Source organism: Massilia timonae CCUG 45783 (assembly GCF_000315425.1).
GTDB lineage: Bacteria > Pseudomonadota > Gammaproteobacteria > Burkholderiales > Burkholderiaceae_D > Telluria > Telluria timonae.
Window position 1 is genome coordinate 455128 of record NZ_JH992925.1, and the last position, 20175, is coordinate 475302.

The 20175-nt window shown below is 66.2% G+C and carries 24 protein-coding genes; 18 read left to right on the top strand and 6 right to left on the bottom strand.

Features of this window, described 5'->3' with window-relative positions; all coding sequences use genetic code 11:
- The 7 genes from HMPREF9710_RS22275 to HMPREF9710_RS22305 all read left to right on the top strand — a co-directional run.
- Positions 1-626 (top strand): tetratricopeptide repeat protein (locus HMPREF9710_RS22275; protein WP_005670151.1); only part of this gene is annotated, 626 nt, incomplete at its 5' end.
- Positions 627-750: 124 nt separating this feature from the next.
- Positions 751-1965 (top strand): TonB C-terminal domain-containing protein, encoded by a 1215-nt coding sequence (locus HMPREF9710_RS26745; RefSeq protein ID WP_169331343.1) that lies wholly within the window; start codon positions 751-753, stop codon positions 1963-1965.
- Positions 1966-2046: 81 nt separating this feature from the next.
- Entirely contained in the window at positions 2047-2943 is an 897-nt protein-coding gene (locus HMPREF9710_RS22285; RefSeq protein WP_005670155.1) for an SPFH domain-containing protein, read from the top strand.
- Between the two features lie 12 nt (positions 2944-2955).
- Positions 2956-3147 carry a type II toxin-antitoxin system antitoxin gene (locus tag HMPREF9710_RS22290; protein WP_005670157.1) on the top strand — a complete coding sequence of 64 codons (192 nt, stop codon included), beginning with the start codon at positions 2956-2958 and terminating at the stop codon, positions 3145-3147.
- Entirely contained in the window at positions 3137-3493 is a 357-nt protein-coding gene (locus HMPREF9710_RS22295; protein ID WP_005670158.1) for a translation initiation factor Sui1, read from the top strand. The genes HMPREF9710_RS22290 and HMPREF9710_RS22295 overlap by 11 nt, the downstream gene beginning before the upstream one ends.
- 174 nt (positions 3494-3667) lie before the next feature.
- Positions 3668-4999, top strand: coding sequence for a polyamine export protein PaeA (paeA, locus tag HMPREF9710_RS22300; RefSeq protein WP_005670160.1), 1332 nt, complete (start codon positions 3668-3670; stop codon positions 4997-4999).
- Positions 5000-5115: 116 nt separating this feature from the next.
- Positions 5116-5592 carry a hypothetical protein gene (locus HMPREF9710_RS22305; protein ID WP_005670163.1) on the top strand — a complete coding sequence of 159 codons (477 nt, stop codon included), beginning with the start codon at positions 5116-5118 and terminating at the stop codon, positions 5590-5592.
- 3 nt (positions 5593-5595) lie between these two features.
- On the opposite strand, the gene HMPREF9710_RS22310 is transcribed toward HMPREF9710_RS22305, so the two are convergent.
- Both HMPREF9710_RS22310 and HMPREF9710_RS22315 read right to left on the bottom strand, forming a co-directional pair.
- Positions 5596-6753 carry a pyridoxal phosphate-dependent aminotransferase gene (locus tag HMPREF9710_RS22310; RefSeq protein ID WP_005670165.1) on the bottom strand — a complete coding sequence of 386 codons (1158 nt, stop codon included), beginning with the start codon at positions 6751-6753 and terminating at the stop codon, positions 5596-5598.
- 36 nt (positions 6754-6789) lie between these two features.
- Complete coding sequence (locus HMPREF9710_RS22315) at positions 6790-7245, bottom strand: putative toxin-antitoxin system toxin component, PIN family (RefSeq protein WP_005670167.1); 456 nt, start codon at positions 7243-7245, stop codon at positions 6790-6792.
- A 36-nt stretch (positions 7246-7281) separates the two neighbouring features.
- Here HMPREF9710_RS22315 and yaaA point away from each other — a divergent pair, with 36 nt between their 5' ends.
- Positions 7282-8052, top strand: a complete 771-nt coding sequence (gene yaaA, locus HMPREF9710_RS22320; RefSeq protein ID WP_005670169.1) for a peroxide stress protein YaaA — start codon at positions 7282-7284, stop codon at positions 8050-8052.
- A 54-nt stretch (positions 8053-8106) separates the two neighbouring features.
- Here the strand turns inward: yaaA and HMPREF9710_RS22325 are convergent, their stop codons facing one another.
- Positions 8107-8946, bottom strand: a complete 840-nt coding sequence (locus HMPREF9710_RS22325; protein ID WP_005670171.1) for an outer membrane protein assembly factor BamD — start codon at positions 8944-8946, stop codon at positions 8107-8109.
- A 64-nt stretch (positions 8947-9010) separates the two neighbouring features.
- On the opposite strand from HMPREF9710_RS22325, the gene HMPREF9710_RS22330 reads away from it, so the two are divergent.
- Together HMPREF9710_RS22330 and pgeF are read left to right on the top strand one after the other, a co-directional pair.
- Entirely contained in the window at positions 9011-10105 is a 1095-nt protein-coding gene (locus HMPREF9710_RS22330; protein WP_005670173.1) for an RluA family pseudouridine synthase, read from the top strand.
- Positions 10102-10893 carry a peptidoglycan editing factor PgeF gene (gene pgeF / locus HMPREF9710_RS22335; protein ID WP_005670175.1) on the top strand — a complete coding sequence of 264 codons (792 nt, stop codon included), beginning with the start codon at positions 10102-10104 and terminating at the stop codon, positions 10891-10893. The genes HMPREF9710_RS22330 and pgeF overlap by 4 nt, the downstream gene beginning before the upstream one ends.
- Before the next feature lie 26 nt (positions 10894-10919).
- Here pgeF and HMPREF9710_RS22340 read toward each other — a convergent pair whose 3' ends face one another.
- Positions 10920-11225: a hypothetical protein gene (locus HMPREF9710_RS22340; protein WP_085986727.1), complete on the bottom strand. Its 306-nt coding sequence runs from the start codon at positions 11223-11225 to the stop codon at positions 10920-10922.
- Here HMPREF9710_RS22340 and phaC point away from each other — a divergent pair.
- The 4 genes from phaC (at position 11224) to HMPREF9710_RS22360 (ending at position 16506) form a co-directional block, all read left to right on the top strand.
- The gene (phaC, locus tag HMPREF9710_RS22345) at positions 11224-12990 is read left to right on the top strand and encodes a class I poly(R)-hydroxyalkanoic acid synthase (RefSeq protein ID WP_005670177.1); all 1767 of its coding nucleotides are present in this window, start codon (positions 11224-11226) and stop codon (positions 12988-12990) included. The genes HMPREF9710_RS22340 and phaC overlap by 2 nt on opposite strands.
- A 207-nt stretch (positions 12991-13197) precedes the next feature.
- Positions 13198-13764 (top strand): polyhydroxyalkanoate synthesis repressor PhaR, encoded by a 567-nt coding sequence (phaR, locus tag HMPREF9710_RS22350; RefSeq protein WP_005670179.1) that lies wholly within the window; start codon positions 13198-13200, stop codon positions 13762-13764.
- Between the two features lie 97 nt (positions 13765-13861).
- Complete coding sequence (gene rimO, locus HMPREF9710_RS22355) at positions 13862-15310, top strand: 30S ribosomal protein S12 methylthiotransferase RimO (protein WP_005670182.1); 1449 nt, start codon at positions 13862-13864, stop codon at positions 15308-15310.
- 32 nt (positions 15311-15342) lie between these two features.
- The gene (locus HMPREF9710_RS22360) at positions 15343-16506 is read left to right on the top strand and encodes a cystathionine beta-lyase (protein WP_005670184.1); all 1164 of its coding nucleotides are present in this window, start codon (positions 15343-15345) and stop codon (positions 16504-16506) included.
- Positions 16507-16540: 34 nt separating this feature from the next.
- Here the strand turns inward: HMPREF9710_RS22360 and HMPREF9710_RS22365 are convergent, their stop codons facing one another.
- A complete protein-coding gene (locus HMPREF9710_RS22365) occupies positions 16541-16903 on the bottom strand; it encodes a DUF4870 family protein (protein ID WP_005670185.1) in 363 nt (120 codons plus the stop codon).
- 98 nt (positions 16904-17001) lie between these two features.
- Entirely contained in the window at positions 17002-17439 is a 438-nt protein-coding gene (gene trxC / locus HMPREF9710_RS22370) for a thioredoxin TrxC (RefSeq protein WP_005670187.1), read from the bottom strand.
- A 130-nt stretch (positions 17440-17569) separates the two neighbouring features.
- Here trxC and HMPREF9710_RS22375 point away from each other — a divergent pair, with 130 nt between their 5' ends.
- The 4 genes from HMPREF9710_RS22375 to HMPREF9710_RS22390 all read left to right on the top strand — a co-directional run bounded on the left by HMPREF9710_RS22375 (position 17570) and on the right by HMPREF9710_RS22390 (position 20134).
- The gene (locus HMPREF9710_RS22375) at positions 17570-18307 is read left to right on the top strand and encodes a DUF72 domain-containing protein (protein WP_005670189.1); all 738 of its coding nucleotides are present in this window, start codon (positions 17570-17572) and stop codon (positions 18305-18307) included.
- A 41-nt stretch (positions 18308-18348) separates the two neighbouring features.
- Positions 18349-19167, top strand: coding sequence for a Mut7-C RNAse domain-containing protein (locus HMPREF9710_RS22380; RefSeq protein WP_005670191.1), 819 nt, complete (start codon positions 18349-18351; stop codon positions 19165-19167).
- Between the two features lie 53 nt (positions 19168-19220).
- The gene (locus tag HMPREF9710_RS22385) at positions 19221-19610 is read left to right on the top strand and encodes a hypothetical protein (RefSeq protein ID WP_005670193.1); all 390 of its coding nucleotides are present in this window, start codon (positions 19221-19223) and stop codon (positions 19608-19610) included.
- A 137-nt stretch (positions 19611-19747) separates the two neighbouring features.
- Entirely contained in the window at positions 19748-20134 is a 387-nt protein-coding gene (locus HMPREF9710_RS22390) for a cupin domain-containing protein (RefSeq protein WP_005670194.1), read from the top strand.
- Positions 20135-20175 lie beyond the last annotated feature (41 nt).

Here is a 20175-nt window from a genome sequence, read left to right on the forward strand (position 1 = left end):
CCGCGCCCGCGCCACGCAAGCCGGCGGCGCCCGCCGTCGTGGGCGGCCGCAGCGAGACGGCGGCGCAGCGCACCGAGAACACCTACCGGCGCGCGTTGCTGGCGCTGGAAGACGGCCGCGTCACCGAGGCGATCGCGACCCTGCAGGCCGCCCTGAAGCTCGATCCGCGCCATGAGGCGTCGCGGCAAACGCTGGTGGGCCTCCTGATCGAGGCCAGGCGGCCGGACGAGGCGATGCGCCAGCTGCAGGCGGCGCTGGCCCTCGATGCGCGCCAGCCTTCGCTGGCGATGTTGCTGGCGCGCCTGCAGCTGGAGCGGGGCGGCCCTGCGCTCGACACCTTGACGCGCACCCTGCCGCATGCGGCAGGCAATGGCGAGTACCACGCCTTCCTGGCCGGCGTGCTGCAGCGCGAAGGCCGTCATCGCGAAGCGGCCGGGCATTACCAGGCCGCGCTGCGCACCGCGCCGGGCAATGGCGTGTGGTGGATGGGCCTGGGCATCTCGCTGCAGGCCGAGAAGCGCGATCCGGAAGCGGTGGCGGCGTTCTGGCAGGCGCTGGGCAGCGGGACGCTGTCGCCCGAACTGACGGCCTTCGTCGAGCGCCGCCTGGGACAGCTCGAGCGCTAGCGGCCGGCCATTCATGTTGTTGTGATAGCATCGCCGGGTTCGTTTCATCCCTGGCATTTATTTGCAAACTCACGTGGCCACATCGACGCAGTTCGTCCCTCCAGCGGCGCCATGGCGCATGCGCATGGCGTTAGCGCTGTCCGTGCTGCTTCATGTGCTGTTATTGGGCATTCCCATGGAAGGGGAAGTCTTCGGGCTGTCCGGCCTGCGCTTCCCGTGGGAAGAGCGGCGGCTGGCGGCGCGCGATCTGCAGATCGTGCTGGCGCCCGCGGCGCCCGCTGCCGCGCCAGCGCCGATCCCGGCGCCTCCGACACCATCCGCCCCTGTTCCACGCAAGCCGGCGGCGGCTGCGCTGCCAGCAAGCGCGCCGGTCCCGCCGCCGGCAGCCGAGCCCCCCGCCCCAGCGCCATCCCGCAGCGACGCCATTGCAAGGGTGGCAGCCGATCCCGAACCCGAACCCGAACCCGAACCCGAACCCGAACCCGATCGCGACGCCGCGGAGCAGGCGCGCGAGGTCGAGCTGATCGCGCTCGCGCGTGAGCAGGCCGAACGCGAGGCGAGCGCGCGCGTGGAGGCCGAACGGATCGCAGCGCGTCGGCGGGAAGAGGCGCGTCTCGAAGCCGAGCGTCTCGAAGCCTTGCAGCAGGCGCAGAAGGCGGAACAGGAGGCGGCGGCGCAGCGCGAGGCCGCGCGCCAGGAAGCAATCCAGCAAGAGCAGGCGCGGCAGGAACAAGCTAGGCAGGAACAAGCGAGGCAGGAACAAGCGAGGCTTGACCAAGCGCAGCGCGAACAGGAACGTGCAAGCGAGGCCCAGGCCCAGGCCAGCCAGGCGGCGGCGCAACAGGGGCCGGGCGATCGGGGCCCTCCCGCGCAACTGGCGCCACGCGCCGAACGGCTGCGCGCGATCGCCGAACAGCTCTCACGCGAAGCCGCCGGGCGCGACCGTGCGGGCAGTGCGCCGGGTGTGCCGCCACCCACGGTCAGCGGCCTGCGCCGTGGCTGGCTGTTCGGACGCGCCGACCCCAACCAGGACCTGGTCCTGTATGCGCAAGCCATGGGCCGCAAGATCGAATTGAACCGGACGCTGGACATGGTGCGCGAAGCGGTGAAGCAGCCGCATACGCAGCCGGTCGTGACGGTGGCGGTACGCGCCGACGGTTCGGTGGAGAAGGTCACGTTCGAGACGTCGAGCGGGGTGCCGGCGATCGACGACGGCATCCGCAGGATCATCGCGAGCCAGGCGCCATACGGTCCGTTCCCGCCGGCGCTGGCGCGGCAGTACGACGTGGTCGAGATCCGGCGCACCTGGCTGTTCGACGTCGCCGTACGCTTGCAATAAATGTCATAAAGTTGCTTGACAAGAACTCGTCGTGATCCTAAAGTGATATCACTTTGATGTTATTTACACGAGGAGACAAGCATGCACGCAGCACATACGCGCCGTGAATCGGCGTTTTCGTCGGCAAATGGCTATCTGGCGGCCTGCGCCGGGATCGTCCTGCTGCTGTTGTCCGCCTATCTCTTCAAGAGGATGGCCGAGTCGTCGGACGGCTTGTGGTTCCTGCTCGCCAGCGTGGTGGTCGGCATCGGGGGCCTGTTGCTCCTGAGCGGCCTCTACATGCTGCAGCCGAACGAGAGCGCGATCCTGACCCTGTTCGGCAAGTACATCGGCACCGACCGCAGCGAAGGGTTGCGCTGGGCCTTCCCGTTCTACGTCAAGCGCCGCCTGTCGCTGCGCGCCCGCAACTTCAATGCGCCGACGCTCAAGGTCAACGACAAGCGCGGCAACCCGGTCGAGATCAGCGCGGCGGTGGTCTGGCGCGTGCGCGACACCGCCCAGGCCGTGTTCGAGGTGGACGACTTCGAGCGCTATGTGTCGATCCAGGCCGAAGCAGCGCTGCGCCACCTGGCGTCGCAGTATGCCTACGACGAAGGCGAAGACCTGGCCCCGGGCGAGACCACCTTGCGCGCCGGCATGGACGTGGTGGCCGATACGCTCAAGGGCGAGCTGCAGGCGCGCTTCGAGGCGGCCGGCGTCGAGGTGCTCGACGCCAAGCTGACGCACCTGGCCTATGCCGCCGAGATCGCGCAGGTCATGCTGCGCCGCCAGCAGGCCGAAGCCATCATCAGCGCCCGCGCTAAAATCGTGCATGGCGCCGTGAGCATGGTGGAGACGGCCCTGAAAGGCCTGTCCGAGCGCGGCATCGTCGAGCTCGACGACGAGCGCAAGGCGGCGATGGTCAGCAATCTGCTCGTCGTGCTGTGCTCGGACAAGGAAACCCAGCCGATCGTGAATACCGGCACCCTGTACAACTAGCAGCGAAACGGCATGGCAAGTCCCGGCAAAAAAGCGTTCCCCCTGCGGATCGATCCAGCCCTGTGGGAGGAACTGCAGCGTCTCGCGGCGCGCGACCTGCGCAGCGTGAACGCGCAGATCGAGTTCCTGCTGCGCGAGAGCCTGGCCCGCCGCGGCGTGAAAGTCGGGGAAGCAAAGACCAGAAGTGGTGAAGATGAAACGTAGTTCGAGCGGTGGCCTGGTCTATTCCACCGAGAGCGGGCGCATGTGCCCCGACTGCCGGCAGCCGGTCGCCGCCTGCGCCTGCTCGGCCGCGGCGCGTGTGGTCGGGGACGGCGTGGTGCGCGTCTCGCGCCAGTCGAAAGGGCGGGGCGGCAAGACGGTCACGCTGGTCAAGGGCGTGGCGCTCGATCCGGTTGCGCTGGCGCTGCTGGGCAAGCAGCTGCGCACGGCCTGCGGTTCGGGCGGCACCGTCAAGGATGGCGTGATCGAAGTCCAGGGCGACCATTGCGAGCTGGTGATGGATACGTTGACCAGGCTGGGTCACGCGCCGAAACGGGCCGGGGGCTGAGCTGCGGCGGCGGCCCGCCCGCCGGGCAAGAGCGGTCAAGAGGGCAGCCATGTGCTAAAGTGACATGATTGCTGGTTGCGGACGCGACCGGCACGCCTTGATCCGCGCATGGCGGACGAGGCGGCGCGTATTCCCCCGGTCAAAGCGACCCAAATAATAAACCCCGGGTGTCCCATGAATCTGTTCGAACATTTGGCTGTCCTGGCGCTGCTGGTGCTGGCGGCCGGCTTCCTGTCGTTGACCGAGATCGCGCTCGCCGGCGCACGCAAGATCAAGCTGAAACTGCTGGCCGAGGCCGGCGACGAGCGGGCCCAGAAGGTGATGTCGCTGCAGGCCCAGTCGGCCGACTTTTTCGCCGCGTCGCAACTTGGCCTGAACGCCATCGCCATCCTCGGCGGCATCCTGGGCGAGGGCGCCCTGCGGCCGTTCTTCCTCGACTGGCTGTCGCTGTTCTACAGCGGCCCGGGCCGCGACAACGTGGCCTTCGCGCTCTCTTTCGTGTTCGTCACGACCCTGTTCGTGCTGTTCTCGGACCTGATGCCCAAGCGCCTGGCGATGATCGCCCCCGAGGCCACGGCGATGGCCGTGATCCGCCCGGTGCTGTTCGTGATCCGCCTGTTCCGGCCATTTTCCTGGGCGCTGAACAAGATCGCCAATATGCTGTTCCGCCTGTTCGGGGTCGACATGACGCGCGAAGACCGCATCACCTTCGACGAGATCTCGGCCGTCGTCGAAGCCGGCGCCCAGGCCGGTGTGTTGCAGAAGCAGGAGCAGCACTTCATCGAGAACGTGTTCGAGCTCGAATCGCGCACGGTCACCTCGACCATGACGACGCGCGAGAACGTCGTGTTCTTCGACCTGACCGAGCCCGAGGAAAGCATCCGCCAGAAGATCGCCAATCACTCGCTGTCGAAGTTCCCGGTGTGCGACGGCGTGATCGACCGCGTGGTCGGCTATGTCGACACGCGCGACATCCTGGTGCGCCTGCTGAGCAAGCAGACCAGGTTCCAGCTGAGCGAACTGACCATCCGCACGGCCCTGATCATCCCGGACACGCTGACCCTGTCCGAGATGCTCGACCGCTTCAGGTCGAGCAAGGAAACCTTCGCCATCGTCATCAACGAATACGCCTTCGTGGTCGGCGTGATCACGCTGAGCGACATCATGGTCACCGTCATGGGCCGCTGGGGCAGCCCGCTCGAAGCCGACCAGCAGACCTTGCAGCGCGACGACGGCTCGTGGCTGATCGACGGCAGCACGCCGGTGGCCGACATGAAGCGGGTGCTCGACCTGCAGTCGCTGCCCGAGGAAGAACGCTACGAAACGGCGGCCGGCTTCATGATGTACATGCTGCGCAAGGTGCCCAAGCCGACCGACAGCGTCGAGCATGAGGGCATGCGCTTCGAGGTGGTCGACGTCGACCACTACCGGATCGACCAGTTGCTGGTGAAGCGCCTGGAACGCGCCGACACGTCGCCCCTGTCGGTGGGTTCGCTGACCGACTAGGCAGGGGCGCCGGCGTCACGGCTGAGCCGTGCGTCAATATATCGCGCGCTTTGGTAGCCTGAGCTGGTCCGGCTCGCACGTGGATGCGGGCCGCCACCAACCACAGGAGCCCTTACATGTCTATCCGCAACCTGCTTTCTTCGATCCTGATCGGCGCCGTCGCCAGCGCGCGCTCGATGACGCCCATGGCCACCATCGCCACCGCGCGCCTGGCCGGCCGCGGCACCTCGGGCGACCTGTTCCTGCTGGACCGCCCGACCTTCAAGTATGGCGCGCTGGCGATGGGCGTCGGCGAGCTGCTCGGCGACAAGATGAAGAGCGCGCCCGACCGCACTGTCTTTCTCGGCCTGCTGGCGCGCGTGATGAGCGCGGGGATCGCCGGCGCGGCCTTGGCGCCGAAAGGCAGGGAAAAGGCGGGCGCCGCGGCCGCGGTGGCCACCGCCGTGCCGCTGGCCTACCTGACCCTGGCCGGGCGCAAGCAGGCGATGGCGCGCATCGGCCAGACCAAGAGCGGCTTGATCGAGGACGCGCTGGTCGTGGCCGCCGGCGCCGCGATCGTGGCGATGGCCACCAAGCCGCAGCGCGGCTACTGAGTCCTACAGGCGGCCGAGGCGCTCCAGCGCCAGTTGCAGCGTCGCGTCCTTCTTCGCGAAGCAGAAACGCACCACCCGCGATTCCTTCGCCTGGCCGTAGAAGGCCGACACCGGAATCGCCGCCACCTTGATCTCGGTGGTCAGCCAGCGCGCGAAATCCGCCTCGGACAGGTCGGACACGGCGTCATAGCGCACGCACTGGAAATACGTCCCATCCGACGGCAGCAGGGTGAAGCGCGAGCCGGCCAGCCCGGCGCGGAACAGGTCGCGCTTGGCCTGGTAGAAGGCGGGCAGGTCGCGCCATGGCGCCGGGTCTTGCAGGTAGGCCGCGATCGCATGCTGCATCGGCGCCGTGACGCAGAATACGTTGTACTGGTGGACCTTGCGGAACTCGGTCATCAATGCCGCCGGCGCCGCCACGTGGCCGATCTTCCAGCCGGTGACGTGGAAGGCCTTGCCGAAGCTCGACACCACGAAGGCGCGTTCGGCCAGCCTCGGGTCACGCGACACCGACGCATGCGGCTCGCCGTCGTACACCATGTGCTCATAGACCTCGTCGGACAGCACCAGGATGGAAGTGCCGTCGACGATCGCCGCCAACGCATCGAGGTCGGCCTGGCGCAGGATGGTCCCGGTCGGGTTGTGCGGCGTGTTCACCACGATCATGCGCGTGCGCGGCGTGACCGCGGCGGCTACCTCATCCCACGGCACGCTGAATCCGGCCTCGTCGAAGCGCATCGCCACCGGCGCCACCACGCCGCCGGCCAGTGCGATTGCCGGCGCATAGCAGTCGTAGGCCGGCTCGATGACGATCACCTCGTCGCCCGGATGCACGACCGCGAGGATCGCCGTGTGGATGGCCTGGCTGGCGCCGACCGTGACGGTGATCTCGGTGTTGGCGTCGTAGCGGTGGCCGTAGGTCGCCTCGATCTTGGCGGCGATCGCCTGGCGCAGCACCGGCATGCCGGTCATGGGCGCGTACTGGTTATGGCCGGCGCGCATCGCCTCGGCCACCAGTTCGACCAGCTTCGGGTCGCAGGCGAAGTCGGGGAAGCCCTGGCCGAGGTTGACGGCGTCATGCTCGAGCGCCAGTTGCGACATCTGGGTGAACACGGTGGTGCCCACTTGGGGCAGGCGGGAGACCAGGGGAGGGAGGCTCATGGGCGTAGGCGGGTGGTGATGATGATGTTGGATAGCTTATTCTAGCTTGCCTTCGGCTCTGGCCTTGAGCCAGGCCTCGGGCAGCATGATGCGAAACAGGCCGGCCTGCGCCGTCTTGCGGCCCAGCTTGAGCAAGGCCTTGTCCTTGCTGATCAGGACCGCAGCGCCGGCGTCGCGCGCCAGTTCCATGAATTTCTGGTCGTCGCGGTCGGTGCACACCGGCAGGCGGATCGGCTTCGCTTCCGGCGCGACCAGGCGCAGCAGGGCGTCGAAGCGGGCCGCGGCCCGTTCGCGGCCGGCCTCGTCCAGCGGCAGATGCGGGTAGCGCAGCACGGCGAGGTATTCATCGCGGCATTCGGCGCGCGTGATCGCGTCGACCTGCTTCGTCTCGATGGCCGCCAGCAGCTCGGCCCAGCGCGGATCGTGGAACACGAACAGGTCGAGCAAGACGTTGGTGTCGATGACGATGGATTCTGCTGGAGCGGTTATCATGTAGCTTGTTTATTTGCGGAAAATTTTTGTTCGTTCATGCTGATTGTCCTGTCCCCCGCCAAGTCGCTCGATCTCGAATCGCCCCTGACCACCAAGCAACATACCACTCCCGACTTCATCCCGCAGGCCGCGGAACTGATCGAGGTGCTGCGCGATTATTCGCCGGCCCGGATCAGCGAGCTGATGGACCTGTCGGATGCCCTCTCGGTGCTGAACGTCGGCCGCTACGCCCACTGGCAGCCCGACCATGCCGAGGCGCGCCCGGCCATCATGTCGTTCAACGGCGACGTGTACACCGGCTTCGACGCCCCGAGCCTGGACGCGCAAGGGCTCAAGTACGTGCAGCGCCATGTGCGCATCCTGTCGGGCCTGTACGGCCTGCTGCGGCCGCTGGACCAGATGCATCCTTACCGCCTCGAGATGGGCACCAAGCTGGCCAACGCGCGTGGCAAGGATCTGTATGCGTTCTGGGGCGAGACCATCACCCGGGCGCTGAACCGCCAGCTGGCCGAGACCCGGTCCACGGCGCTGGTCAACCTGGCCTCGACCGAGTACTTCAAGTCGGTCAAGCCGAAGCTGCTCGATGCGCCGGTGATCGAGCCGGTGTTCCAGGACTGGAAGAACGGCCAGTACAAGATCATTTCGTTCTTCGCCAAGCGCGCCCGCGGCATGATGGCGCGCTATGCGGCCGATCGCGGCATCACCGATCCGGAGCAGCTCAAGGAATTCGACGTCGACGGCTATGCCTATGAGCCGGGCGCTTCGAAGGAGCGCGCGTGGGTGTTCCGCCGCCGGATCGACGCCTGAGCGAGGCCCGGGCCGAAAGGACCGCCGGCGCTGGACGGCGCCGGCGCTGTGATCTTATTCGACCGCGTCCTTCGGCGATGGCTTCGGCCCGCTCTTGGCCCAGAACTTCCACCATGGCGCCTCGCCGCGCGCGTTCGGATTGATGAAGTAGCTGTTCGGATAGTTGAGCAGGAACACGCGCTGGGTATCGTCGCGCAGCAGCGGCATGCCGAGCTTGTCGTAGCTGCGCATCATGATGAACAGCGCTTCTTCGCGCGCCGGCGCGTCGCTGTAGTTGGTCACCGCATCCTGGGCGCGGTTGAGCGCCGCCAGGTAGGCGCCGCGGCGATAGTAGTAATTGGCGACGTGCACTTCGTACTGCGCCATCGCGTTGATCAGGTAGCTCATGCGCTCGATCGAGTCTTGCGCATATTTGCTGTTCGGGAACTTGTCGACCAGGGCCTTGAAGGCGGCGAAGGCTTCGCGCGTCGCGCGCGGATCGCGTTCGGTCGGGTCTTGTTCGTAGACGAAGCTGAAGAAGCCGAGCTGGTCGTTGAAGTTGACCAGGCCGCGCAGGTAATACATATAGTCGACCTGGGCGTGGTTCGGGTGCAGCTTGATGAAACGCTCGACCGCGGCCAGCGCCTCGGCCTGGTCGCCCGCTTTGTAGTGGGCGTAGGCGATCTCCATCTGCGCCTGCGTTGCATAGACGCCAAACGGGAAGTTGGTTTCGAGCCGCTGGAACAGCGGAATTGCGGCTTCGTAGTGCCCGCCGGCCATCTCATCGCGCGCCTCAGCGTATAATTTCTCCGCCGACCAGTTTTTGGATTCGTCGGCAGGCTTCGGCAGAACACTGCATGCCGAGAGGCCGACGAGGGCGCAAGTTGCGACCAACACAGACAATTTTTTTTGCATAGCTTTTTGCAGAGAAGTTTTACCTAGATTCAACGAACGGCTGATTATAGCCGATGGGACTGACGTGATATTAACTCCTGCGCCGGATTCGGCGGATTTACCTATTGACCCTGACTTTGACGATGAACTGGAGGCCGGGTTCGCCCCCGCGCCCGGCATCGACCTGTCGCCGATCACGCTGGCGCTGCAAGAGGAACACTGCGGCCAGCGCCTCGACAAGGTGGTGGCCGGCCTCGTGCCCCAGTTCTCGCGCAGCCGCCTGCAGCAATGGTTCGAAAGCGGCCACATCACGGTTGACGGCAAGCCGGCGCGCGGCAAGGACACGGCCTATGGCGACGAGACGATCGTCGTCGAACCGCAGGCCGCGCCCGAGGACACGGCGTTCGCGCCGGAGCCGATGGACCTGAACATCGTCCACGAGGACGACGACATCATCGTCATCAACAAGCCGGCCGGCCTGGTCGTGCATCCCGGCTCGGGCAACTGGAGCGGCACCTTGCTCAACGGCCTGCTGCATCACTGCCCGCAACTGGTGGGCGTGCCGCGCGCCGGCATCGTGCACCGCCTGGACAAGGATACCAGCGGCTTGATGGTGGTCGGCAAGACCCTGGCCGCCCAGACCGACCTGGTGCGCCAGCTGCAGGCGCGCACCGTCAAGCGCGAATACTTCGCGCTGGTCTGGGGCACGCCGCGCGCCTCGGGCACCATCGACAGCCCGATGGGGCGCGACGCCAAGGACCGCGTCAAGATGGCGGTCTCGAACAGCCCGTTCGCCAAGCCGGCGATCACCCATTACGAGCGCGTCGTCACCGGCGAGCTCGATCGTCGTCCGGTGTCGCTGGTGCGCTGCCGCCTCGAGACCGGCCGCACCCACCAGATCCGCGTCCATATGCAGTCGCTGGGCTTCGCGCTGGTGGGCGACGCCGTCTATGGCAAGCGCCACCTGACGCCGGTCTTCCACCGCCAGGCGCTGCAGGCGCGCCGCCTCGGCCTGGTGCATCCGGGCACCGGCGAGCAATGCGAATGGACGGTGCCGCTGGCCGACGACTTCGCCGCGCTGATCGCCCAGGCGGGCATCGAGGAGCCGCAGGACGGCGACGTCAAGAACGAGATCGACGACGAGGATGACGACGACGGCGTCGTCACCTACCGCGTATGACGCATCGAGCGCTTGGCGCCGCCGACCTGGTATGGCCGGACTGGCCCGACCTGCCGGCCTCGATCGGGGCGCTGGCCACCAGTCGCGATGGCGGCATCAGCGCCGCGCCGTATGACGACGGCAAGGGCGGCGGTGGCCTGAACCTGGGCCTGCACGTGAACGACGACCCGGACGCCGTGCGCGCCAACCGCGAGCGCCTGCAAGCCTGGCTGCCTGGTCGTCCGGCCTGGATCGCCCAGGTGCATGGCGCCGACGTGGTCGATGCCGTGAAGGTGGGGCCGGAGCGGCCGGTGTGTACCGGCGACGCCAGCACGGCGACGGCGCCGGGCATCGTGTGCGCGATCCTGACCGCCGACTGCCTGCCGGTGCTGTTCGCCGACCTCGATGGCAAGGTGGTGGGCGCGGCCCACGCCGGCTGGCGCGGCCTGGCCGGCGGCGTGCTGGGCGCGACCGTGAGCGCCATGCGCGCGGCCGGCGCCGGCGAAATCACCGCCTGGATGGGTCCGGCCATCGGTCCCGACGCCTTCGAGGTGGGGCAGGACGTGGTGGACGCCTTCGTGGCGGCGATCCCGGGGGAGGCCACGCGCGCCTGCTTCCGTGACTATCCTGACCGTCCGGGTAAATACCTGGCCGATATGTTCACCCTGGCGCGCCTGATGCTGGCGCGCGACGGCGTCGAACGCGTCCATGGCGGCGGCTTGTGCACCGCCAGCGCGCCCGAGCGCTTCTATTCCTACCGCCGCGACGGCGTCACCGGCCGTCAGGCCAGTTTGATCTGGATCAAGTGACAGATCGGCATCCTGGCCGATACTGCTCAGTCGCCGTCACCATCCGCATCCGATGGGGCGGCGGCATCCCCGGTTCCACCGTTCTCCCCCGGTTTGCGCGGGCCCTGCGCCGCCGTTCGGCTACGCTGCCGACGCCGCTTTGCGCCAGTGAGATAAAAAAGAATGGATAATGGCACTGCGCAATAAAAAACGAAGGTCATGATCCCGCCGACCACCGTCGGTTCGGTCGCCGCCATGAGCACGACAACATATATCCAGGCGATGGCGACGATCCACATGATGTTCTGTTTTTTTGGTTGAAGAGACGAGATTCTAACAACGGATGCCCACATGAACATGCCTGACCCGCAAGCTGTCGCCGCAACCTGGCTGTCCCAATTCACCGATCCCAAGGCCTGGGAGGGCTGGATGAAGATGGCGCCCATGACGCCGCCGCCGGCCTCGGCCAATCCGCTAACCGGTTTCCTGAAAGACGTCGGCGCCGGCATCGACCCGCTCAAGCTCGAATCGATCCGCGACGACTATCTCAAAAAGGGCGCCCAGCTGTGGCAAGATTTTGTGTCGGGCAAGACGCCCGAACTGCATGACAGGCGCTTCTCGGCTTCCGAATGGACGGCGCATCCGCTGTCGGCATTCTCGGCCGCCTCCTATCTGCTCAATTCCGAGTTCATGCTGGCGCTGGCCGACGCGGTCGAGGCCGGCCCACGCGAGCGCCAGAAGATCCGGTTCGCGGTCCAGCAAATGGTCGACGCCATGTCGCCCGCCAATTTCTTCGCGACGAATCCGGAAGCGCAGAAGAAGATGATCGACACCAAGGGCGAGAGCCTGACCAAGGGCATGGCGAATATGCTGGCCGACCTGCAGAAGGGCCGCATCTCGCAATCGGACGAATCCGCCTTCGAGGTCGGCCGCAACGTCGGCAACACGCCAGGCCAGGTGGTGTTCGAGAACGAGCTGTTCCAGCTGATCCAGTACACCCCTGGCACGCCGACCGTGCGCAGCGTGCCGCTGCTGATGATCCCGCCGTGCATCAACAAGTTCTACATCCTCGACCTGCAGCCCGAGAATTCGCTGGTGCGCTACGCGGTGGAGCAGGGCAATACCGTGTTCATGGTGTCCTGGCGTAATCCGGACCGCAGCCAGGCGAACCTGCGCTGGGACGATTACGTCGAAACCGGCGCGATCCGCGCGCTGGACGTGGTGGGCGACATCACCGGGCAAGAAAAGGCCCATGTGTTCGGCTTCTGCGTCGGCGGCACGATCGCCGCCACCGCGCTGGCGGTGCTGGCCGCGCGCGGCCGCCAGCCGGCCGCCAGCCTGACGCTGCTCACGACCTTGCTCGATTTTTCCGATACCGGCGTGCTCGAAGTGTTCGTCGACGAGGCCCAGGTGGCGCTGCGCGAACAGACCCTGGGCGGCGGCGGCCTGATGCCGGGACGCGACCTGGCGACAACGTTCTCGGCCCTGCGTCCAAACGACCTGGTATGGAACTATGTGCAGCAAAACTATTTGAAGGGCAAGGAACCGCCGGCCTTCGACCTGCTGTACTGGAATGCCGACAGCACCAACCTGCCGGGGCCGATGTTCTGCTGGTACCTGCGCAACACCTACCTGGAAAACAAGCTCAAGAATCCGGGCGCATTGACGGTGTGCGGCGTGCCGGTCGACCTCGGCAAGATCGATGCGCCGGTGTTCATGTACGGCTCGAAGGAAGACCATATCGTGCCATGGCAGGCGGCGTATGCCTCGATGGGGCTGCTCAATCCGAAGAAGCCGAAGGCGAACCGTTTCGTGCTGGGCGCGTCGGGCCATATCGCCGGCGTCATCAATCCGGCGGCGAAGAACAAGCGCAGCTACTGGGTCAACGACGAGGTTGGCAAAGCGGGCGGAAAAGCCGGCGGAAAGTCGCGACCCAGGGACGATGCCGCCTGGTTCGACGGCGCGGTCGAGCACAAGGGGAGCTGGTGGCCGGAGTGGGCAAAATTCCTGGCGCAACACGGCGGCGCCGAGGTGCCGGCGCCAGAGACGCCCGGCAATGCGCAATACACGGCGCTGGAACCGGCGCCCGGCCGCTACGTCAAGGCGCGTGCCGATTGACGGCGGGAGTGGTTTGTTGACAGAAAAGCTAATACAGTGAATAAACTGGTAATTGCTGCACCTGCGTCAATTGCATGGTATGGTGTCTGCTGTCCGTTTACTGCCGACCTGGCAGCGGGGGGGGGCAGGAGACGAACCGGCCATGCCGGCGCACACAATTCTAAGTACGAGGCTCACGAAGCCGCGGCGCAACCTATGGAACGAGAGATGAGCAGTGTGAAGAAAAGTACGGAACGCCTGATCAAGAAATACCCGAACCGTCGCCTGTACGACACGCAGACCAGTTCATACATTACGCTTTCCGACGTCAAACAGCTCGTGCTCGACGCCGACGAGTTCACCGTGGTCGATGCCAAGAGCAATGAAGACCTGACCCGCAGCATCCTGCTGCAGATCATCCTCGAAGAGGAAGCCAACGGCGTCCCGATGTTCTCGAGCTCGGTCCTGGCCCAGATCATCCGCTATTACGGCCACGCGATGCAGGGCATGATGGGTTCTTACCTGGAAAAGAACGTGCAAGCCTTCACCGACATCCAGAACAAGTTCACCAGCAACGCCGCCGGCGCCCTCGAAGGCAAGCCGTTCAGCCCCGAGATGTGGACCCAGTTCATGAACGTCCAGGGCCCGATGATGCAGGGCATGATGAACAACTACATCGACCAGAGCAAGAACCTGTTCCTGCAGATGCAGGAGCAGATGCAGAACCAGAGCAAGGCAATGTTCGGCGCTTTCCCGTTCCCGGGCATGCCGACCAATCCGACCGACAAGAAGTAAGCGTCGCTCAGCGCTGCAACACGCCGGCCCGGCGCTCCCACCGGGTCCCCGGGTTCAGGTACAATCGCGGATTGCCCAAATCATTTGTCGTCCGCCCATGCCTGAACTCCGTCGTAATCCTTCTGCCAACTCCAGCAGCATCGCGGCCGCCGCGAAAGCCCCAGCCATCGTCATCCCGACGCCAGCCGCGGGTGTGACTGCGCCGAAGGTCGGCTTCGTCTCGCTCGGCTGCCCGAAGGCGCTGGTCGATTCCGAGCAGATCCTGACCCAGCTGCGCGCCGAAGGCTACCAGACCGCCAAGTCGTACGACGGCGCCGACCTGGTGATCGTCAACACCTGCGGCTTCATCGACGCCGCGGTGCAGGAGTCGCTCGACGCGATCGGCGAGGCGCTGGCCGAGAATGGCAAGGTGATCGTCACCGGCTGCCTGGGCGCCAAGAAGGATGCCGCGGGCGACGACATCATCACCAAGGTGCACCCGAAGGTGCTGGCCGTGACCGGCCCGCACGCCGTGACCGAGGTGATGGAATCGGTGCACCTGCACCTGCCGAAACCGCACGACCCGTTCATCGACCTGGTGCCGGACCACGGCGTCAAGCTCACGCCCAAGCACTACGCCTACCTGAAGATTTCCGAAGGCTGCAACCACCGCTGCAGCTTCTGCATCATCCCGTCGATGCGCGGCGACCTGGTGTCGCGCCGCATCGACGAGGTGCTGCTCGAGGCCGAGAACCTGTTCAAGGCCGGCGTCAAGGAACTGCTGGTGATCTCGCAGGACACGTCCGCCTACGGCGTCGACGTCAAGTTCCGCACCGGCTTCTGGAACGGCCGTCCGATCAAGACCCACATGACGCAGCTGGTCGAAGCGCTGGGCCAGCTGGCGCGCCAGTACGATGCGTGGGTGCGCCTGCACTACGTCTATCCTTACCCGCACGTCGACCAGGCGATCCCGTTCATGGGCGACGGCCATGTGCTGCCTTACCTCGACATCCCGATGCAGCATGCGCATCCCGATGTGTTGAAGCGCATGAAGCGCCCGGCCAGCGGCGAGAAGAACCTCGAGCGCATCCTCAACTGGCGCAAGATGAACCCGGACCTGACGATCCGCTCGACCTTTATTGCCGGCTTCCCGGGCGAGACCGAGGCCGAGTTCGAATACCTGCTGGACTTCCTGAAGGAAGCGCAGATCGACCGCCTGGGCTGCTTCGCCTATTCGCCGGTCGAAGGCGCGACCGCCAACGAGCTGGCCAATCCGGTGCCCGAAGAAGTGCGCGAGGAGCGCCGCGCGCGCGTGATGCTGCTGCAAGAGGAAATCTCGGCCAAGCGCCTGCAGGCGAAGGTCGGCAAGACCTTGCGCGTGCTGGTCGACGAAGTCGTCCCGCGCGAAGCGATCGGTCGCTCGGCCGCAGATGCGCCGGAAATCGACGGCGTGGTCCACATCAAGCGTCCGCTGGTGCCGGGCAAGCAGAAGCTGGCGGTCGGCCAGTTCGCCGACGTGGTCGTGACCCGCGCCGATGCCCACGACCTGTGGGCCAACCCGCTCTGAAGCATTCATCACAACCCCGGCGCGCGAGTCCTATGAACGAGAAGTCGATCCAGACCACCCTGATCCATAGCGACTACGTCGCGCCGAGCGGCTTCGATGCCTTCCCGCCCGGCATCCACCGCGCGTCGACGGTGCTGTTTCCGAACACCGCGGCGATGCGCTCGACCGAGTGGCGCGACAAGCAGGCGTATACCTATGGCCTGCACGGCACGCCGACCACGTTTACGCTCGAGGCCAAGCTGGCCGAGATCGAAGGCGGCGCGCATTGCTTGCTGACGCCCTCGGGCCTGGCGGCGATCGCGATGGTCGACTTCGCCTTGCTCAAGAGCGGCGACGACGTCCTGCTGCCGGATAACGTCTACAACCCGAACCGCGAGCTGGGACGCTGGCTGACCCAGGACTTCGGCGTGTCGGCGCGCTACTACGACCCCATGATCGGGGCCGGCATCGCGGAGCTGATCCGGCCGAACACGAAGTTGCTGTGGACCGAGGCGCCGGGATCGGTGTCGATGGAAGTGCCGGACCTGCCGGCCCTGTGCCAGGCGGCCCATGCGCGCGGCGTGGTCGTCGCGCTGGACAACACCTGGGCGGCCGGGCTGGCCCTGCGCGGCTTCGACCACGGCGTCGACATCGTCATGCATGCGCTGACCAAGTACCAGTCGGGCGGCGCGGACCTCTTGATGGGCGCCGTGATCACGCGCGACAAGGCGCTGAACGACCGCATCGCCCAGGCGCATATGCGGCTCGGGATGGGCGTGAGCCCGGACGACGCCTACCTGGTGCAGCGCGGCCTGCCGACGATGAAGCTGCGCTTCGAGCGCCACGACGCCAGCGCGCGCGAGTTGGCGGCCTGGTTCAAGGCGCGGCCTGAAGTGAGCAAGGTGTTGCATCCGGCGTTCGAGGATTGCCCCGGCCACGCATTGTGGAAACGCGATTTCAAGGGAGCCGGTGGACTGTTCTCGGTCGTGTTCGATCCGCGCTACGATGAAGCCCAGGTCGACCGCATGGTCGACGCCTTGCGCCTGTTCGGCATCGGCTACAGCTGGGGCGGACCGAACAGCCTGGTGATGCCGTACCGGATCAAGAGTCTGCGCGACAAGTGGATCGATCCCGGCGTGCTGGTGCGCTTCAATGTCGGGCTGGAAGAGCCAGGCGACCTGATCGCCGACCTGGAACGGGCATTCGGCCAGCTGTAAACTGAAAATGGGGCCTCGTCGGCCCCATTCGTTTTTAAACCGGCATCGCCCGGTTACTGTTCAGGTCGAGGAAGCCGCGCACCAGGCGGTAGGCCTTCCACACCCAGACCACGAACCAGAGCAGGTAGGCGATCGGAATGCCGATCACGGTCATGAACAGCACGCCGCCGACCGCCATCCAGGCCACGTACCACCAGAACGAGCGGATCATCCAGGTGTGATGGCTGTGGACCATCGTTCCCGCGGTTTCCGGGCGCTTGATGTAGTTGATGATCACCGGGACGATCGACAGCATCCCGAGCGAAAAGAAGAACGTCAGCGCGTGGATGACGTACAGGATGCGCGCCCACTGCTTGTTGTCCTCGACGCCTCGTTCCAAAACCAGTTCTTGCGACATAATGGCTCCTCATAAGGACGGGATCGGCCCCGTTCGTTGCCATTGTAGCAGCGTCGATCGCGCAGGCCCGGGTCATGCCGGCCCGAATCACGAAGGATTCAACCTACATGTTGCTGGACCCAGGCCGCGAGCCGCCCCGCATCCATGGCGCCCGACTGGCGCGCGATCTCGCGTCCGCCCTTGAACAGCGCGAGCGTCGGGATGCTGCGGATCGCGAAGCGTGCGGACAGGTCCTGCGAGCGCTCGGTATCGACCTTCAGCAGGCGCACCTGCGGCTCCAGTCGCTGGGCGGCCTGGGCATACGCCGGCGCCATCATCTTGCACGGACCGCACCATTCGGCCCAGAAGTCGACCAGCACCGGGATGTCGTTGCGCCCCACGTGGCGCTCGAAGCGGGCGCTGTCGACGTCCAGCGGACGGCCGCTGAAGATGGCTTGCGAACATTTGCCGCAAGTAGGGGCGTCCTGCAGGCGCGCCTGCGGCATGCGGTTGACCGCATCGCAGTGTGGGCAGACGACGTGGAGCGGGTCGCTCATGGGGTTCTCCTTCGGTGTGCGATGACGGTATTGTAAGCGGCGCCGCGCAATGGCGTCGCCGCCCCAGCCATGCGCCGCGCCCGGCCCGACTTGCATAGAATTGTGGAAACGACACGACCACGATAGTCCCATGCCTCAATCCGAATCGCCCGCGCGCCTGCTCGTCGGCTGCGCCGGCTGGAGCCTGCCCAAGGCTTGCGCCGACGCTTTTCCCGTCGAGGGAAGCCACCTGGAACGCTATGCCGCCGTTTTCCCCACGGTGGAAATCAATTCCTCGTTCTACAAGCCGCACAAGCCGGAAACCTATGCCCGCTGGGCCGCGAGCGTCCCGGACGACTTTCGCTTCGCCGTCAAGGTGCCGCGCGCCATGACGCATGAGGCGCGCCTGCTCGAGGTCGACGAGCAGCTCGACCGCTTCCAGCGCGAAGCCTGCATGCTGGGCGACAAGCTCGGCTGCCTGCTGGTGCAGCTGCCGCCGCGCTTCGGCTTCACCGACGCGCCGGCGCACGCCTTCTTCGATGGCCTGCGCGCGCGCTTTGCCTGCAGCATCGCCTTCGAGGCGCGCCATGCGAGCTGGTTCTCGCAGCCGGCCACGGACTTGCTGCGCGAGTGCGGCGTGATCCGCGTGATCGCCGATCCGGCCGCCGGCCAGCCGGGACCGCACGAGCCCACCAGCGACAGCGAGGTCTACGTGCGCCTGCACGGCACGCCGCGCATCTATTACTCGCGCTATCCGCAACAAGAGATCGCACGCTGGCGCGCCGAATTCGATGCGCTGGTTTCCCAGGGGCGCAAAGTATGGTGCATCTTCGACAATACGGCGGAAGGCGCGTCCGTCCCGAATGCGTTGGAATTGATGCACGGATAGGTTGTGCAGGTAATCCAGGATTTTGCGATACTGCCGGCATCATGGTGACCGCGACTTTTCGTTTCTATCAGGAACTAAGCGAGTTCCTGCCGCGCGAGCGGCGCGGCCGTACCTTCGCCGCCGATTGCGCGCGCCGGTCGACCACCAAGCACATGATCGAGGCGCTCGGCGTGCCGCATACAGAGGTCGAGATGGTGCTGGTCAATGGGGCCGAAAGCGGATTCGACCGGATGCTGGAAGATGGCGACCACGTTGCCGTGTATTCGCGCTTCGCGCTGCTGGAAGTCGGCCCGCATGGCGGCGTGGGGCCGGAGCGGCTGCGCGAGCGCGCGCGCGAGCGCATGCGCTTCGTCGCCGACGCGCACCTGGGCGGCCTGGCGCGCCTGCTGCGCATGGCCGGCTACGACACGCTGTATGACAACCATTACCACGACGACGACGTCGCGGACCTGGCCGAAAACGACGACCGCATCGTCCTGACGCGCGATCGCGAGCTGCTCAAGCGGCGCTCGATCGTGCACGGCTGCTATATCCACGCCCTCGATCCGCCGCAGCAGCTGCGCGAGCTGTTCGGGCGGCTCGACCTGGCCGGCGGCGCGCGCCCGTTCTCGCTCTGCCTGCACTGCAACCTGCCGCTGCGCGCGGTCGACAAGGCGAGCGTGCTCGATCGCCTGCCGGCGTCGGTGCGCGCGCTGCACGACAGCTTCACCACCTGCGACAACTGCCTGCGGGTCTACTGGAAGGGTTCGCACTACCAGCGCATGGCGGCGCTGCTGGCGGCGCTCGGCCAGCGCAGCGAAGGCCCCCTGGACGACTTTGCCGATGTAGAATCGCCGGAGGAATCCGACTTCCATCCGTGAGCGTGACTACCTCTGCCGCAGCCTCATCCCATTCTCCGGCGTTGACCGCCGGCATGCCCCTGCGGGTCGAATGCCCGCCGGGCGCCTGCGTGTGCGAGCGCGAACGGGTGCTGGCCGACCCGGCGGCCGACCAGCGTCCCCTCCTGATCACGCGCCAGCAAGAGCAAAAGCTGATCGAGCGCATCGAACGCGTCGACAGCTATGCCGACCTGCGGCACGTGCAAAACCTGATCCGCAAGAACGTCGGCAGCGAGCTGCGCATCGCGCCCGGCCCCAACGAGGTGCGCACCGTGCGCGGCATCCTGATCGTGCTCGAGGAGCGTCCGGGCCTGTGCAAGAAGCTGCGCCAGTCGGTGCCGGCGGCGGTGCGGCGGCGCCTGGCCGAGCGGCCCGAGATCGCCTGGGCGGTCCTCGATGCCCATGACCTGTTTGGCGCAGGCTGACGCGCAATGGGTGCGCTGCGGGCCTGGCCTGTACGCGAACCGTCCGGCTCTTATACAATCGATGACAGAGCGGCATCGGCCGCCCGTGAACCACCGCGCGCGGTTTTGTTCCTGCGCGCAGCATCCTGGAGAATCCCATGTCGGGCTATAGCATCAATATTGAAGAAAAAACGCTTGCAGGAAACAACTTCCGCGAAGTGCTGTACACCACCAAGCGCAGCCAGCTGGTCATCATGACGCTGCAGCCGGGCGAGGAGATCGGCCTCGAGCACCACGATGGCCACGACCAGTTCATCCGCGTCGAAGCGGGCGAGGGTGTGGCGCTGCTGGACGGCGAAGAGCACAAGCTGGAAGACGGCGTCGCCGTGGTGATTCCGGCCGGCACCGAGCACAACGTCATCAATACCTCGAAGACCGAGCCGATGCGTCTGTACACCCTGTACACCCCGCCGGAGCATCCGGATGGCATCATCCACGCCACCAAGGCCGAAGCCGACGAGTACGAGCGCCAGCACGGGCATTGATGCTCAGTAGGCGACAGAACACCGGGAGGGCAGCGAGCCGC